The sequence below is a fragment of the Metabacillus litoralis genome, from assembly GCF_007994985.1.
Lineage (GTDB): Bacteria > Bacillota > Bacilli > Bacillales > Bacillaceae > Metabacillus > Metabacillus litoralis.
The window spans coordinates 23,891-40,857 of record NZ_VOQF01000001.1; the positions used below are offsets into that span (position 1 = coordinate 23,891).

The 16,967-nt window shown below is 32.4% G+C and carries 15 protein-coding genes; 5 read left to right on the top strand and 10 right to left on the bottom strand.

The features are described 5' to 3' along the window. Nucleotides 1-81 precede the first annotated feature (81 nt). From FS935_RS00085 to FS935_RS00100, 4 genes are all read left to right on the top strand, one after another. Nucleotides 82-1,362, top strand: a complete 1,281-nt coding sequence (locus FS935_RS00085) for a DNA cytosine methyltransferase (protein ID WP_338036886.1) — start codon at nt 82-84, stop codon at nt 1,360-1,362. A gap of 232 nt (nt 1,363-1,594) precedes the next feature. After that, a complete protein-coding gene (locus tag FS935_RS00090; RefSeq protein ID WP_146945510.1) occupies nt 1,595-2,302 on the top strand; it encodes an ABC transporter ATP-binding protein in 708 nt (235 codons plus the stop codon). Nucleotide 2,303: 1 nt separating this feature from the next. Next, complete coding sequence (locus FS935_RS00095; protein WP_146945511.1) at nt 2,304-3,065, top strand: ABC transporter permease; 762 nt, start codon at nt 2,304-2,306, stop codon at nt 3,063-3,065. Between the two features lie 81 nt (nt 3,066-3,146). Continuing rightward, nucleotides 3,147-3,695: a PadR family transcriptional regulator gene (locus tag FS935_RS00100; protein WP_146945512.1), complete on the top strand. Its 549-nt coding sequence runs from the start codon at nt 3,147-3,149 to the stop codon at nt 3,693-3,695. A gap of 324 nt (nt 3,696-4,019) precedes the next feature. Here FS935_RS00100 and FS935_RS24420 read toward each other — a convergent pair whose 3' ends face one another. Beyond that, entirely contained in the window at nt 4,020-4,112 is a 93-nt protein-coding gene (locus tag FS935_RS24420) for a putative holin-like toxin (RefSeq protein ID WP_369127090.1), read from the bottom strand. Between the two features lie 373 nt (nt 4,113-4,485). Beyond that, nucleotides 4,486-5,334 carry a helix-turn-helix domain-containing protein gene (locus FS935_RS00105; RefSeq protein WP_146945513.1) on the bottom strand — a complete coding sequence of 283 codons (849 nt, stop codon included), beginning with the start codon at nt 5,332-5,334 and terminating at the stop codon, nt 4,486-4,488. 117 nt (nt 5,335-5,451) lie between these two features. On the opposite strand from FS935_RS00105, the gene FS935_RS00110 reads away from it, so the two are divergent. Next, a complete protein-coding gene (locus FS935_RS00110) occupies nt 5,452-8,265 on the top strand; it encodes a glycoside hydrolase family 2 protein (protein WP_146945514.1) in 2,814 nt (937 codons plus the stop codon). 588 nt (nt 8,266-8,853) lie between these two features. Here the strand turns inward: FS935_RS00110 and FS935_RS00115 are convergent. The 8 genes from FS935_RS00115 to FS935_RS00150 all read right to left on the bottom strand — a co-directional run bounded on the left by FS935_RS00115 (nt 8,854) and on the right by FS935_RS00150 (nt 16,908). Beyond that, nucleotides 8,854-9,147, bottom strand: coding sequence for a type II toxin-antitoxin system RelE/ParE family toxin (locus tag FS935_RS00115; protein WP_146945515.1), 294 nt, complete (start codon nt 9,145-9,147; stop codon nt 8,854-8,856). Beyond that, nucleotides 9,135-9,317 (bottom strand): hypothetical protein, encoded by a 183-nt coding sequence (locus FS935_RS00120; protein ID WP_146945516.1) that lies wholly within the window; start codon nt 9,315-9,317, stop codon nt 9,135-9,137. Before FS935_RS00120 ends, FS935_RS00115 begins: the two co-directional genes overlap by 13 nt. A 264-nt stretch (nt 9,318-9,581) precedes the next feature. Further along, nucleotides 9,582-9,860, bottom strand: a complete 279-nt coding sequence (locus FS935_RS00125) for a toxin-antitoxin system YwqK family antitoxin (RefSeq protein WP_146945517.1) — start codon at nt 9,858-9,860, stop codon at nt 9,582-9,584. A gap of 557 nt (nt 9,861-10,417) precedes the next feature. Further along, nucleotides 10,418-11,224 (bottom strand): carbohydrate ABC transporter permease, encoded by an 807-nt coding sequence (locus FS935_RS00130; RefSeq protein ID WP_146945518.1) that lies wholly within the window; start codon nt 11,222-11,224, stop codon nt 10,418-10,420. Next, nucleotides 11,221-12,177 (bottom strand): carbohydrate ABC transporter permease, encoded by a 957-nt coding sequence (locus FS935_RS00135; RefSeq protein WP_240050763.1) that lies wholly within the window; start codon nt 12,175-12,177, stop codon nt 11,221-11,223. The genes FS935_RS00130 and FS935_RS00135 overlap by 4 nt, the downstream gene beginning before the upstream one ends. A gap of 66 nt (nt 12,178-12,243) precedes the next feature. Next, nucleotides 12,244-13,560: an ABC transporter substrate-binding protein gene (locus tag FS935_RS00140; protein ID WP_146945519.1), complete on the bottom strand. Its 1,317-nt coding sequence runs from the start codon at nt 13,558-13,560 to the stop codon at nt 12,244-12,246. A gap of 73 nt (nt 13,561-13,633) precedes the next feature. Beyond that, nucleotides 13,634-15,379: a sensor histidine kinase gene (locus FS935_RS00145; RefSeq protein ID WP_146945520.1), complete on the bottom strand. Its 1,746-nt coding sequence runs from the start codon at nt 15,377-15,379 to the stop codon at nt 13,634-13,636. Next, a complete protein-coding gene (locus tag FS935_RS00150; protein ID WP_146945521.1) occupies nt 15,376-16,908 on the bottom strand; it encodes a response regulator transcription factor in 1,533 nt (510 codons plus the stop codon). The genes FS935_RS00145 and FS935_RS00150 overlap by 4 nt, the downstream gene beginning before the upstream one ends. Nucleotides 16,909-16,967 lie beyond the last annotated feature (59 nt).

The following is a 16,967-nucleotide window of genomic DNA, read 5'->3' on the forward strand; positions in this document are numbered from 1 at the left end:
CTCAACGATTGGAAATAATAAACAAGGAAGATTAACATGGCCTTTTTTGTCGTTTAATGATAAAATATATAACTATTAGAGGTGATATTCTTGAAAATTGAAGAACGTGGGCGAGCTAAATACAAACCCGCAAAGGATTATGATATTAAAGATGTACAAAATCTTCTACTAGAAAAAATTACTGAGGAGCAATTACGTTTACAATCGGTAAATGATGCGGAAGATTTCTCATCTATTGAATTCAATTCAGATAAATTAAATGTTGTAAGTTTATTCTCAGGATGCGGTGGTCTTGATCTAGGTACTGAGTTAGCCGGACTTGATGCGATGTTTGGAAAAGAAAAAGTAGATTTCCATTATTCAAATAAAGAATCTTACGATAAAATTCGCAATGATAGTATTTTTCATACAATTTGTACTATTGATATGTTTAAAGAAGCAAATCAAACCTACAAGAAAAACTTCCCTTCATCAGTATGTCAAATTGAAAAAGATATCCGTAAAATTAAGAACTTTCCAATGAGTGATATGGTAATAGGCGGATTTCCTTGTCCTGGGTTTAGTGAGGCTGGACCTAGATTAATTGATGATGAAAGGAATTTTTTATATATTCATTTTATAAGATGCTTACTTCAAACTAAACCTTTCTTTTTTGTAGCAGAAAACGTCAAAGGACTATTAACGCTTGGAAAAGGAGAAGTAGCAAAACAAATCATACAAGACTTTGAATCTGCAGGTTACAAAGTAAAGTTTCAACTAGTTAATGCAGTCGATTATGGTGCACCACAAAACCGTGAACGTGTTTTTATAGTAGGCGTAAGAAACGATATAAAATACAAATATGAGTTTCCACATCCAACACATGGTGTTAAAAACGACCTACTACCATATAAAACATTAAAAGACTCTATATATGATTTAATTGATGATCCAGGAGAATGGTATGAAGGTGGTTTTTCCTCTATGTACCTATCTAGAAATAGAAAAAAGACATGGGAAGACCCAAGTTTTACTATACAAGCTTCTGGAAGACAAGCACCACTCCATCCCTCTGGTGAATCAATGAAAAAGCTCGATAAAGATTTATGGGAATTACCTGGTGGTCCTGAAAAAAATAGACGCTTATCATCTAAAGAAATTGCCAGAATCCAGACTTTTCCTGATTGGTTTGTGTTTTCAAAAGGTTCAGAAACATCAGGAAGTAAAAATAGTCAAATCGATAAAGTATATAAACAAATCGGAAATGCAGTTCCAGTAGAATTAGCCCGTGTAATGATTATGCCAATCGCAGAATGGAGTTCTGCTAACATGAACTACCTATTCGAAAAAAGAGAGACAACACACCAACTGGTTCTACTTTAAATTCACCAACGTCAAAAATGCTAGAAACCAATTGTCTAAATATGGTTTTTAGCATTTTTTAATATATAAATTCTTCTATTCATATCAAATCTTTGAAATTCCCCTTTACAATAATTAATTTCCAGATTATATTAAATACATAAATACTCAACGTTGATTAAATAGCGTTGAGTTTATAATTAACCTTATACTCAACATTGAGTATATAACATTAACTAAGGAGTGAAACATAATGAGAAAAACAATTGTCAAGGCGATTAATCTTCATAAGTCATTTGGTCAACGGATCGTTGTAAAAGATCTATCATTAGAAATTAATGAAGGAGAAATATTTGCTGTCATTGGACCTAATGGAGCTGGAAAATCAACAACAATCGATATTTTACTTGGACTTAAGAAACAAGATAAAGGTGAAGTTACCTTCTGGAGGAGCAACATTCAGGAGCATATTGGTGTTCAATTTCAAACCACACCGTTTTTCGAAGGACTAACAACGGAGGATAATCTGCGTTTATTTGCATCGTTTTATAAGAAAAAGCTAAAAAAAGAACATTCAAAGAAGCTACTTCATATTTGTGGCTTAGCTGAGGTTGGTGCAACTCAAGCAACGATGTTATCTGGTGGTCAACAAAAGAAGCTAGCGATTGCGATTGCCATTGTTCATAATCCAAGCTTTCTCATTTTAGACGAACCAACAGCTGCTTTAGATCCCCGCTCGAGAAGAGAAATTCATGATGTGATGCATAGCTTAAAACAAAACGGTACCACAATTCTTTTCACCTCCCATGATATGAGTGAAGTGGAGAAGATTGCCGATCGATTAATTATGATTGACGATGGAAAAGTTGTTTTAGAGGGGAAGCCAGATGAATTATGTAGAACTAATTACGTAAACAATTTAGAAGATTTGTATTTAGATCTTACTAAGGAGTGTGTGTAATATGTTATTTCGTTCGATGATCATTACATCTTTAAAAGATAAAATTTCTTTATGTTACGCAACAGTATTTCCCCTTCTTTTATTATTTGGTATAGATGCATTTATTAGTAAACCTGATTATGAGCCATTGCTCCTTACAGGTGTTATTACATTAAGTGTAGTATTTTGGAGTGTTCAGGGGATTGCTTTTCAAGTGTTCTCTCAAAGAAACAAGGGATTATATAAACAGTTGAAAATCACTCCCTATCAAACTGGAAAATTTGTTCTAATCATGGTTGTGGCAAGAACACTGATAGGCGTGATTATTAATAGTTTCATTTTGCTTTTAGGAATCGTAATGTACGATATTGATGCTTCATTGCTAGGGGTATTACTATCCATTTTAACGATTACTCTTTCAACATTTTGTTTTACTTTTCTTGGATTTTTCATTGCTAATTTTGCAAAAAATGAAGGTCAAATCAATATGTACTCGAATCTCATTTACTTACCGATGATTTTTGGAAGTGAGGCTTTTTATTCACTAGAAAATGCCCCAAGCTGGTTATCTTTTATCGGAAAAATCTTGCCATTCCATCATACGATTAACATGTTGCGTTGTAGCCTTGATATTTCAGATGCTGGTATGTTCCTAAATCTTGTTGTGATCATTTCATTTATGTTCGGGTTCTTACTACTAGCTATCTTTACATTTTCGATTGACAATGGGTTAAAGCAAAGCTCTTTTTATAGAGGTAAAAAGAAACAACAACTCACTAGCTAACTAACTTTACAAAATAATGATCGCATGATATATTTTTTGTACTAATATTCAACGTTGAATAGTTAAAGTTGAGGTTTTGATATGACACGTTTAATGGTACTAGGACTTTTACGAGTGAAAAATATGTCAGGCTATGAAATACAGCAGCTTCTGCAGCAAAGCAAAACTGATACATGGGCAGGTATCCTTCCCGGCTCGATCTACCATGCATTAAAGAAAATGGATAAAGAAGGTTTAGTTAAAGTAGAAACGCTAGAACAAACCGGAAACCGCTCTAAAGCGATTTATGCAATTACAAGTAAAGGTGAAGAAGAATGTCAAATGCTTTTGCTGGATGCTTTTTCAGCACAATCTGTTCATCTCCCTTCTATGCTTTATACAGGCATGTCACTGTTAACGATGCACAAAGATCTTATTGATGTTGACAAAATCACTCAAAAGTTAGAAGAACAAAAGAACTTGATTGAGAAACAAATCGTTACCGTTAAAGCTGGAAGAGAGCAAAAAGCAATGTATGTAGAAATTGATGAGTTAACTCAATTAACCTTTGATAATATGTTAGATCACTATCAGTTGCAAATGAAGTTTTTAGAAGATATTGCAGAGACATTAAAAAAGAATCAAGCTTAAATTGTAGTAAATAACCCTAGTAACTAAAGTAAATAAAGGTGCTTATGATTAACTAGGGTTTTTGCATCTCTTAAAATAAACTCTAATCTCCTTTCTCTTTTGTCGATATGAAACTGAAGAATAAAAGCATCTTTATTTACGTTGCTTTTCATCGCTTTTCAAGCCTTGCATCTTGGGTTATAATTAAAATAGAAAATGCATACACTAAAAAAGACTGTTCGGTGCTTGAACACCAAACAGTCACACAATAGCTAGGTTCCCTCTAAGGGGATCAGCGTCATGGTATATAACTCACCCTATTTCGCTGCTGGGCTCAAGGGTGGGTTATTTTTTGTCTCTAAAAGATAAGATTGACAACACCAAACTTGCAAATGCTATCATAAGCATTAACGTTTGAAATACTGTCATCATAAGCATCACCCCCTTTCTAACGGGGTAACACTGACCACCCTTGAGTTTCCTAACTATTGCAACACTATTATAGCACAAGAATAGAATGTATGTTCTTATTATGTGAATAAGAAACAATTAACATATTAACTAGCTTAAGATGAATTTTTTAAAAGAAAATACTCTTTTATTCAATAAATTTTATATTGTTTCTCTTTCATTAAGTAGTAAAAATAGCATTGAGTTTCCATATACATTGGAGGTTTTTTTACTTTTATTGCTATGATGTGACTTCGTAGTTTTGTTTGTGTTCTATAATTGCTTCTACCATATCCGTTCCACCCCTGCACCAAACAAAACCTCTTATAGATTTTTTTATAGTGGTCTTTTTTAGACTTGCTTAACCCACCCGCCCTTTCTTCCGATAAGCTGAAGGACTTTCTCCAAAGTAGTCGGTAAATATTCTCGTAAAATAATCTGGGGTCTGATACCCAACTTCATGTGATATTTCATTAATTGTTCTTGTTGTATGTAGTAATAAGCGTTCAGCTTGCTTTAATCTTATTTTCTTAACCGTTTCAATAATTGATTCCCCTACCTGTTCTTTATATAAATGTGAAAGTCTTGATGGAGAAAGGGAAACATGTTTGGCTAGCTCTTTCACTTGAATTGGCTGATTGTAGTTTACTGTTACATAATCAACTGCTTCTTTTATTCGTGAATCTAATAATAACGTTGAGCTGTTTTGCTGGTGCAGATAATTGGCTAGAAGTAATATCGTTTCTTCCAATGCATTTACAGCCAATTCATAATGAAAAAGATTTTCTGAATGCAAATTATATTGAATTACTTTTCGAAATGATTCATAAATGGCTGTCCTTTCACTTTTTACCTTTATTTCTGTATGAAAAATCATTGTATTCTTAGATATTTTCGGTAGCCATTCAATCCATGTTGGTCTAGGAATAAAATGACACCATTGCATTTCCCAAATATGACCTTCAATTGTGTAATAATCATGAGTTACTCCAGGCGGTAGAATTGTAAGTGTTCCAGCTTTATGAAAGAACTGTTTCCCCCCTACTCTAACGGCACCTTCACCTGAAGTTGTATAAATCATTAACCAATCTTTCGTCCCTTTTGAGCGATAAGTATGGTACTTGTCATCATTTTTGTAGGTATCAGAAACAAGAATTCCAGGAGGTGGTGAAGGAGTATTTATGACATAATTGTTCAGATTAATAGCCAAATCCTACATTCCCTTCTAAAGTGAAAAATTTTATTATAAAAGTAATTCTATTTTATCTTTTTCTTTCGTTATTCGTCTATGTTATAAGGAAAATAATCATGTCAGGAGGAATTGTCTTTGTTAGATTCTCTAAAAATGAATGATAGAAAAAAGCTATTGTTAAATGGTGAATGGTCTTTTTTATTAGATCCAGAGGAAAAATATGTACCGACTACCCTTGATCCAGAAAAATTGAGTGACAAGATTACTGTTCCTGGATCGTGGGAGGAACAAGGTTTTGGACAGCCTTCAAAGCATCAACCTATTGGTACATGGAAAAAATTAAGAGAATATGAAGGAACTGCATGGTATTTTAAAGATATTTTTATTTCAGATGATATGAAGAACAAATCTTTGAACTTGGTCATTTCAGGAGTACGCTGGAAAACCAAAGTTTATATCAATAACCATTGTATTGATGAATGTAATAGTCTTGTAAGCACTCATGTTTATAATGTGACTGACTACATAAATGTTGGTCGTTCGAACAGAATTACGATTTATGTAAACAACACCATGATCCTCCCTCTTCATGACAGTCATATTCATTCCTACCATACAGCGACAAACTGGGGTGGTATCACTGGTGGAATACATATAGAAGCAACACCTCCGGTAAGTATTCAAACACTTTCCTATTATCCTGATCTTGATAAAAATAAGATTGATGTTCATGTAGAGTTAACAAATACTACTCTATTAAAACCGGATGACTATTTATCTATTGCTGTTTACAAAAAGAATGGGAACAGGGTAACACATACTAAAAAATCTCTACTATCAAACTCCCATAAAGTACTTGTCACATTGGATCTGTGGGATGAGGCAATCCTGTGGGATGAAGATCATCCATACTTATATCAAATCTCTGCTTCTATTATCCATCAAGAAACGATTATTGACCATAAAGTGCAGTCCTTAGGTTTAAGGTCTATAAAAACAATGGATAAGAATATTGTTGTTAATCAAACACCCAGATTTTTAAGAGGCTATGTAGATTGTTGTATTTTTCCTCAAACAGGTTACCCTTCTTGGGATAAAAACCATTATCTCAAACAATTTAAAACGGTTAAGGAGTATGGATTTAATCATGTAAGACTTCATGGTTGGACACCACCAAAGCCATTTTGGGAAGCTGCAGATGAAGCTGGTATCTTTGTTCAAACAGAATTGCCTCACTGGTCAAATTTATATACAAAAAGAGATACATCACCTAATAAAGAAGTTCATAAATTTTTATCTCAAGAGATTGAAAGAGTGATATCTTCATTAAATGAACACCCATCATTCGTTTTACTGTCATTAGGCAATGAATTAATTAGCGCTGAGGGCCATGAAGCTTTAAATGAGATGGTAAATAAATGCCGTTCTTTAGATTCTACTCGACTTTATACAGATAATACTGGATTTGGCCATCTTCCAGCACATGACCGTGAAGGTGACTTTTATATCCCAACTTTGAACGCTCATCCCCCTGTTACGAATCATTATGCAGGAACACCTAACACCTTTGAAGATTACAGTATGGTCACACAATTAGAATCAAAGCCAATGCTGGCACATGAACATGGACAATTTACAATGTATGTACGACCTCAAGAGAAAGAGAAATATCAAGGAATTTTACAGCCACACTGGTTAAAAACAACAATGGAAACATTAGAAAAGAAGCGTCTTCTAGGTCGTGTTGATGAATTTATACAAGCATCAGGTGTACTTCAAGCAAGAGCCTATAAAGAAAGCATTGAAAGAGCAAGAAGAACTTCCGGCCTTTCTGGGATCCAATTGTTAGATATTAGAGACTTTCCAGGACAAGGTCATGCAACCACCGGCGTACTGGACGTCTTTTGGGACAATAAAGGCACAATTACTCCAGAGCAATTCCGTACATTTAATGATGAATGTGTTTTATTAATGAGATGCAAGTCTCGTACACATGTTGCAGGAGAGAAAATGAATATCGTGATTGATCTATCTAATTTCAGTAAGTATTTCTTTGAAGATAGTCAATTAATATGGGAGTTAAAAGATCGTCATGGTGATATTCAACAAACAGGTACGATCCCTATTTCTAGTGCTCCCCATGGAGAAGTAACAACAATTGGTGTGATTGAAGCAACTACTCAGCCTAATATAAGTCAAGAGTTACTGTTATGTGTACAGATTGAAACTTCAGACAACATCATTAAAAATGAATGGGAATTCTGGACATATGCAAGACCTACTCTCCATAGTAACTCAAACCAAATATGGTCAGATGTTTCTGCATTAAAATCTTCTATTTATGGAATGAAGCATAACGGTAAAATTGGATTTCAGGATTTTAGCTATAAAGAAGCAAAAGGTATAGAGTTAGCCATTTCAGATCATCTGTCAACTGAATTACTTCAATTTATACTAGATGGTGGAAAAGCTTGGTTAATGGCTGAAGAAGGAAATCAATATGATGAAGTAAAAACACGCTTTTTACCGATCTTCTGGAATTACATTTGGTTTCCTTCACAAGTTGGAACAACGATGGGAATGATCATTCATGACCACCCTTCACTCGAGGGTTATCCACATGATGGTACATCTAATTGGAACTGGTATCATCTGGTTGATGGAGCAACGGCAATAAATTTAGAAACCATTCCCCAAATAAAACCTATTGTTGAAGTAATTGATAACCATAATCGTGGAAAACATCTAAGCTACTGCTTTGAAGCGAAAATTGGTGAAGGAAGTTTGTTTGTGACCAGCTTTAATATTTTACAAAACTTAAAGCGTCCAGAAGTTGAATCATTGTTACATCACAACATCTATTATCTGATGAGTGATAAATTCACACCTTCATCACATCTTACAGTTGGAGAATGTCTTGGATTATTCAAGCTTCAAGCTACATGGTGATAATAAAAATAAGCAAAAGAGAACTCGTTGTCTCTTTTGCTTTTTTACTTTTTCAATAACTTCTTTAGTTTCCAAGCCAATTATAAAAGAGAAATAAACTATCTAAAAAACAGATTCCATCTCCGGGTAGAAAAGAGTAAATCGCATTATGTTTTTTAGCATGAAGTTAAGAATAAAGTTACCAGATAATATATCTCAAATATTATTAAAATAAAATCTGAATTAATGTGGCAAAGGTGGGTAAAGATTAAAATAGCTTTGAATATCAAAATCAAAAGGGAAGCCTAAATCTATTCAATTCACTTGTTTTACCCACAACATTACTCTTTCCTCGTGTGTCTCAACATAAATCCTATCAGATACAAACCCTATAAAAGTTAATAAAAATGCTATTAAAATAATAATAAAATGCTTTCTCTTTTTTATAATATCTCCTTCTTACATCGTTTAATTACTAAATCTTTATGAATAAAGAAGTGACTTCCTCGTTAAGCTCGTACCCGTTAGCTTAATTGAATTCCTTCACATATACTCTTGAATTACATAAAAAATAACATCACAGCCTTTATCTATCCGAAGCCATGATGTTTATTGGTTTATATCTCTAAAATTCCTAGCATTGTGAATGATTCGAACCACTTCTATTGAGTCATTGTTAATACGATAAATTATTCTATAATTTGTTAAAACTTTCTCTCTAAGCATTTCATTATTCATCTCAGGAACTACTCGACCAGAGTATGGGAAGACAGCAGCCGTTTCAACAGAATCAATTATACTTCTTGCGAACATTCTTGCATAATCTTCCGAGTCTTCAGCTATATAATTACAAATGATATCTAAATCTTTAACAGCAGATTCAGCCCATCTTAATTCAGCCATTTCCCTAATTTCTCCTTAACTTCATCATGAGAAACAACTTTACCCGTGTTTAATTCTTTAATTCCTTTATCAATTTTTGATCTTACATATAGTTCCCTCATAATATCTTCAAGGGTTGCATTCTCCGGTAAACCCTTTATTAACTTTATTACTTCTTCTTTTGTGCTCATGTAAACACACCTCCTTATCAATATTGTTGTACTATTATTATAAAACAAATTATTCTTTGTAACATTATTTCATCACTCAAAATACAGAAATTTGATTATTTACACAGGCATCAGTTATTTGAAGAAAGCATTATTCTTCTCTAGGCAATGCATTCATTGAAAAATTAGTGTCCATCAAATTACATATTTTGTTGCAATGCATTTCTCTGTAATAAGGTAAAAATTATTAAGATACTATTTCCACAATAGATAACCTATTATTTATTATTTGTTACGATTGGTGGTTTTGTATTTTTTACCTTTACTATCATAGGTCACCCATTCACCAACAGGCTCACCCATTTCAAAATATCCTGAACGTTTTATTGTGCCATCGGAACGATACCATTCCCAATAGCCCTCTGGCTTATCTTCAATTATTTTCCCCTTTGACCATATAGTTTTTCCGTTTGCATGGTACTTTATCGTGTATCCATCAATCACTTCAAGTTTCTTTTCCTTGACACCGTTCGCGTTTATCAAGTCGCATTTTTCATTTTTCATGATTTACCTCCGATAACCATTATTTATTTTCATCTCATTTTAATGATATTGTTTTACTTTTGCACATTTAGTGTTCATTTTTTTATATAAAACTTATTCAACAATCCTGCCCCGTTAATTTAAGTACATCTCTTCAAAATATCTACATTTATTTTAACATAAAATAACAATTTTCTTGGTTTAAAAATCAGCATCGCAAATAACAAACAAATTCACATATAAAATAGCATAATGAAAATAGCAGTTGTCATTATGCTATTTGTGTTGCGATTTCGTATGAAAATTCAATCAAGTGGTTAAAAACGATAATCATTGATATGACAAGGAATAAGAACAGACCAAACCTTATGCGATTTGATCTGTTACTTGGTATGTTATTTCGTATTTTTCACTCGAAAACAGAGCCCGTTAATATAAAACCAACAGCGTTTTCTTATGATATTCTTTTCGTAATTAATCATCCTTTTAGAATAGTAAAATGAACTCCTTTTTCAACTGTTTGGGGCTCAAATCGAAACCCATATCTCTCTAGAATCATCCTTTATTAAACATGATTTCTATTCTTTTACCGCTCCTGCAGTTAACCCTCGAATAAAGTTTTTTGATCCAAAGATAAACAAAATAATTAATGGAATAATCGCTATAAGTAATCCCATCATTCTTGCTCCATAATCTGTTCGATAATAGCTTCCTAATGACTGAATACTAAGAGGTATTGTAAAAAGTTCCTCTTTGTTAATCATGACTAGAGGAAGGAGGTAATTATTCCATGACCATAAGAAAATGACTAAAGATAATGTGACCATTGCCGGTTTAACAATTGGTAAAATGATTTGGATAAATATCCGTAATTCATTACAACCATCGATTCTGGCACTTTCAATGATATCTTGTGGAACGGCAGATTTGATATATTGTACCATCCAAAAAACACCAAAGGGATTTGCGATCCAGATTAGGATTAATGGAATTAACGTGTTATTTAGCTGGAAAAATCTCATTTCCATAATATAACCAATTAAACCAATTTGAGTCGGAACCATCATCGTACCAATAATAAAAGCATAAAATAGTTTCTTAAATTTATAATTATATTTTGCTAGTGAATAACCTGTCATCGTACATATCAGAACACATAGAATGGTTGAAGTTACTGAGACAAATATACTATTTAGAAAACTTTTGAAAAAGCTACTATTTAAAACTGTTGTTAAGTTTTCAATGGCATATTTTCCTGGCAAAAACATTTTGCCTTTAAAAATATCTTCTGTCACCTGTGTACTCATCATAATGAGAACATAAAAAGGCATAATACTTATAAATGAAACAACAACAAGTCCAAAGGCTGTTATAACTTTTTTCATTTGTAAGACTCCTTCTTATTTAAAAATTTATAGCTTATTAATGTAAAGATGATAATGATTAAAAATAAAGAGAAGGATACTGCTGCACCATAACCAAAACGAGATGTAGCAAAGGTGGTATCATAAAAATGCCAGATTGCTGTTAACACAGAGCGCTCAGGACCACCAACCGCTGTGTCAGTAAAAAGCAATTTAGGCTCATCAAACATTTGTAATCCACCAATAATATCTGTTAACACTAAAAACATGGTAATTGGAGCCAGCAGTGGAATGGTTATCTTAAAGAAAGTATTTACAGCGGAAGATCCGTCCATCTTAGCTGCTTCATAAAGTTCCTGAGGAATCGTGCTTAACCCTGTTAAATAAATGGCCATATGATATCCTGTATATTTCCATATAATCATAAGCGCCACCACAATTCTTGCATACATCGGTTCGCCTAACCAGTTTATCCCTTCTTTGATCAAGCCTGTACTCATCAAAAGATGATTAACAGTCCCTGAAGACCAATCAAATAAAAAGGCAAATATCAAACCGATAGCAACGGGTGTTGTAATATATGGAATGAAATTGATCGTTTGAAAGAATGACCTCCACTTTGTAATATTAAATAAAAACACGGCTAACAATAAACCAAAAATGATAACAAAGGGAGTTGACATTAACATGATTAATAATGTATTCCAAACAGATTTCCAAAATGAGGGGTCTTGTGTAAAAACACGTATATAATTATCAAACCCAACAAACGTTTTTTCACTAAAACCATCCCAACTTGTAAAGCTAATATAAAATGAATAAATAATCGGAAAGATATTAAAAGCTAAATAAAAAAGTAGAAACGGACTTAAAAACAAGTAGGGCCATGCTTTGATACTTATTGTAAATCGTCTCGTTCTTGAAACATTTGGAGAAATGGTTTCTTTTGATTGTAAAATTGGTTTGTTTTCCACTTTATTGACCTCCTTATCTAAAATGAAAAGGACCTAGTTAAGGTTGAACTAGATCCTTTATGATTTTTACTTTATTTCCTTATCAGGAAGTTTTGCTTCAACTTCATCTTTTAACTTACTTATTGCTTCATCAGTCCCAACATCTGGATCCGAATTTAAGAGATTAAGAATTAAGTTTGTCGCGTCCTTCACAACGGAATCACTAGCAGATATTTTTGGTACTTCTAATTCAGGAACAATTTCCTCCATCCAAAACTTACCAACATCTTGATTGTTGAAGAACGGATCTTCTGATGAAACGAATTCTGGATCATCATACACTGATTTCAGAGGGATATAAAAATTCACTAGCTTACTAGCTTCTGCACCTTCTTTTGTTAATAACAACCAATTCATAAATGTCCAAGCGAGATCTTTTTCTTTACTATCCTTTGAAATTCCAAATACAGTACCTCCCCAAGAATAAGCATTTCCAGGAGGTTTCATTAACCCCCATCTTCCTTCTCCATCCTTATCATTAGGCTTAATAACGTATTGTGGAGCCCAGTTTGCTGCAGGGAAGAAGATATGTTTTCCATCTGCAAAGCTAGCGTTCCATTGAGGTGACCACAACTCTAACTTGTCAACGATTCCAGCATCTCTTACTTTTACAACATTATCTATTACTTCTCGCATTTTTCCTGATACATCAACTACTTCTCCATCCATAAGTGGTTTTTGACTTTGAGCTGTGAAAATTTCATTTAGTTCTCCTAAACTTGAAAACATGTAAACTTCCCCACCGCTTTTAACTTGTACTTCTTTCCCTTTTTCTATAAAATCATCAATAGATTGAAACATTGCTTCTAATTCTTTTGGATCATCTGTACCAAAATATTCTTTTGCTAAATCTCTTCTATAAGCTAAACCACCAGGTGTTAAAGATTGTTCAAGTGCTATCACTTCACCTTTTGGACTTGTTGTTAATTCATCTAAATAATCGAAAACTAGTGATTTATCAAATTTGTAAGGCTCTGCCTCAAGATTTTCCCAAATATCAAGTTCGAAAATTTTCCCTCGATAGTTTCGTTCACCCCATAAGATATCAGGTAATTCCCCTCCTGATGCTAAGGTTGTTTGAACTTTTTGAAGATAATCCTCAGCAGCAACATTTGTTAATTCAATCTTAATGTCTGGATAAACCTTGTTAAATTCTTTACTAACAACTTCAATGTAGTTTGTATCCCATCCCCACATGGTAATCGTACCTTTTAGCTCATCACCATCTGTTTCACTTTGTGACTGACTGTTTGTTTCATTTGATCCATTACACCCTACTATTAAACTTATTAATAGTAAAAATGTTGTAAAAGCGAACCAATTTCTCCTCATTTTCTTTTGCATACTCTCTCCCCCTTTTATCTTACAAACCGATATTACCAATTTGTATACGCTTTCAAAACATAACAATTCGGTTTTATTGTATAAAATCTGGAGAATTCAATGGAATTTTTATCGTGATTTTCGTGCCTATTCCTTCGACGCTATCAATGTAGAATGCTGATCTATTATCATATAAACTTAATATACGAGCCTTAACATTAGATAACCCTATGCTTCTCATATTAGAGAAAGATTGGTTTGAAGTTTGACCTAATTTTACTTCTTCTAACCGTTTTGAAGACATCCCCACTCCATCATCACTTACGATTAAGTGTAAAAAATGATCTATCAAAAAGATCTCAATACATACTGTTCCGAATTCTTCATTGGGAATGATGCCATGAAATAAGGCGTTCTCAACTAATGGCTGAAGAATTGTTCTTGGTACATTCAACCCCAATATTTTTTTATCAACTTGCCATTTTACTCCAAACCGTTTTGGATATCGGTAATTTTGAATAACAAGATAGTTTTTCAAATTATTTATTTCCTCTTCAACGGGGATAAGATATCCACCTTCGCCATACTTTACTGTATCCTGTAAAAGACTAATGAAAGATTTTGTTATTTTTACAATATCTTCATTTTCTTGTTTTTGAGCAAGATAGATGACTGTATTTAACGTATTATAAATAAAATGAGGATTTATTTGTGATATTAGTAAATCCATGTGTAATTTCTGTTTTATTTTCTCATCTTCAATTGAACGATCAATATACTTTTGAAGCTCTTTCACCATATAGTTAAAACCTTCTCCTAAAACCTCAAACTCATCACCACTTTTAATATTTACAGAAGTCTCCAGCTTACCTTTTGAAACTTCTTTCATCGCTGTAGTTAACATAGAAATTGGCTTTGATAGATTTAGAATCATTGGAGTTAAAACAATCATAATCAACATAATATTGAGAATAGTTACACCCGCTATAAAGTAATAAACGAAATTTACTTTCTTTAATATTTCTTCTTTTTGATTAACTGAAACAATTTTCCAATCATCTTCCATATTAGGGTTGATAATGAATATTTTCTCTTTATTTTCAACGACATTTATTTTTTGACTTTGTTCTCTAATAATAGAGTCTATTTTTTTATCGTAATCCTTATTTTTATATAACGATAATGAATTTTGTGAGTCAAAAAGATAGAAAATATTATCACTCGTTTCATCTATCAGAAGATTTGAAAGATGACTAGTATCAATATTCACAATAAGATACTTTAGTTTACTATCTGGATTTAAAATAGGGTTAAATTTCACAATGTAGCTAATCACTTTGTTTTCTTGTTGGTTGTTTGTAAGTAAATGTTCTTCTGAAAAACCACCATTCACTTCCCTTTTCAAAAAAGCTGTGAACCACTTTTCCTTTAGCGTATTTATATAATAATCATTTTGGATTGATCTTGATGATATAACGTTTCCATCTTTACCGACCAAAATAATACTGTCAAGATAATCTTTAAGTAGTAAATAGCTTTTTAGTTCATTAGATAACCAATCTTCATTTTGAATTTTTTCATACATACTTTTAGCAGAATAAAGTGTATTGATTTTGTCTTGAATTTCATTATCAACCAATATATATTGAGAAAATTGCTTAATATCATTTTGGAACGATTGTATACTTTCTGCTTTTTCTTCTAATTTTGCACTTTCGTCTTTCTTCACCTGTTCAGTAAAAATTTTATTGAAATAGGAATAAGTGAAAATTCCACATAATAATAATGAAGATGAAATGATAATAGCAATAACAAATAAAATCTTCGTTTTTATCTTCATCGTTTTTTATTCAGACTTTCTTTATATTCCTTTGGAGTTGCACCAGTCATTTTTTTAAAAACTAAACTAAAATATTGACTTGTTTTATAACCAATCATTTCACCAATTTCATATATTTTATACTCTTCTTTTTGTAAAAGTTTCTTCGATTGCTCAATGCGATACCAAGTTAAATAATCTAAAATTGTATTGCCCGTTTCTTTTTTAAAGATATGGCGAAGGTGATCTCCGCTAATTGAAAGCTTTTCACCGATTTCATTCATTGTAAAATCTCTTTGATAGTTTTCATGAATATACCTTAACGTTAATTCAACTTTAGTAGAGTAATTGATTTCGTCTTTAGTAGATGTTATTTTTCTATATTCATCAATTATCCACTGCATAATATCTTTTAAATTAAATAGCTCATCAGCATGTAGTTCATTTCTTACATCAGTATCCAAATAGCTTGGTAAATGGTGTTGATTTCTTAAATTCTCTAACAAGCTTATTAATTCCTTACATAGAAATCTTAGTGTAACGGGGTGGAAGTTCAATTTCACTAACTCAAATGCGTCTTGTACCATTTGAACAAAATCATCGTTATGTTCATTTATACATCTGGCAATTTCTCTACAGTTTTCTTGTATATCAAGATCTGAAACAATTAAATTCTGTAAATTTAATATTGACCCTTTATCAAACAACACAAGTGCTGATGATTTCTCTTCACATTGAGCATAGATTTCGGTCAATTGTTCTATGTTCTTAAATAATGGAGAAATGAAGATTGACACAGAAACGCCTGAATTCACAAATTCTCTTTGTAGTTTTAAGGCTATATGATAGAAGATTTTCCAGTTTTCTCCCTCAGTAGATTTTTTCCTAGTACTGCAAAGTAATACTGCTTTTTCTTTATCAATTGGAATGACTTCAACAAACTCTACCTCCTCTGAGTTTTCCTTTATACATTCAAGATTCAGACGTTGGAATTTACTATTCCTCTCTATTCTTTCATCAAAAATTGGGTAAGGTCGATCTACCTTAAGATAAAACATACAATAATTTCCTTTATTTCCTTTCTGATAAAATTTGTTGATACCAGTTTTATGACCAAAAAACAATAAATCTCTAATACTCTGACTTTTTACTGATCTAGCTATTTCTTCCTCTCCTACCAATTCTTCGTGTATCTTTCTAAGTTCCTTAGCTAGATTTAATTTATTCATCTCATGTTTGAGCAGGAAATGAGAAATACCTATATTTATTGCTTTTTTTGCATATTCAAAATCTCTGTGAGAGGTAAGCAAGACAATTTTCATGTTCGGATTTAGCGCCAGTATCTTTTCACTAAGACTAAGACCATCAACAACAGGCATTCTTATATCCATAAAGATCACTTGAGGATAAGTTGATCGAACAAGTTCCATCGCTTTTTTTGCTGAAAGAGCTTCTCCTATAATTTCAAAGCCTAGTTCTTCCCAGTTTAAAAGGATTTTTAGATGCTCAATCGCCAATATCTCATCATCAACAATCATTACTTTTATCATGTTGTACCCCCTTTTATATGAAGTTATGAAATTAGGTATTTAAAAAAAGCTAATTGTTT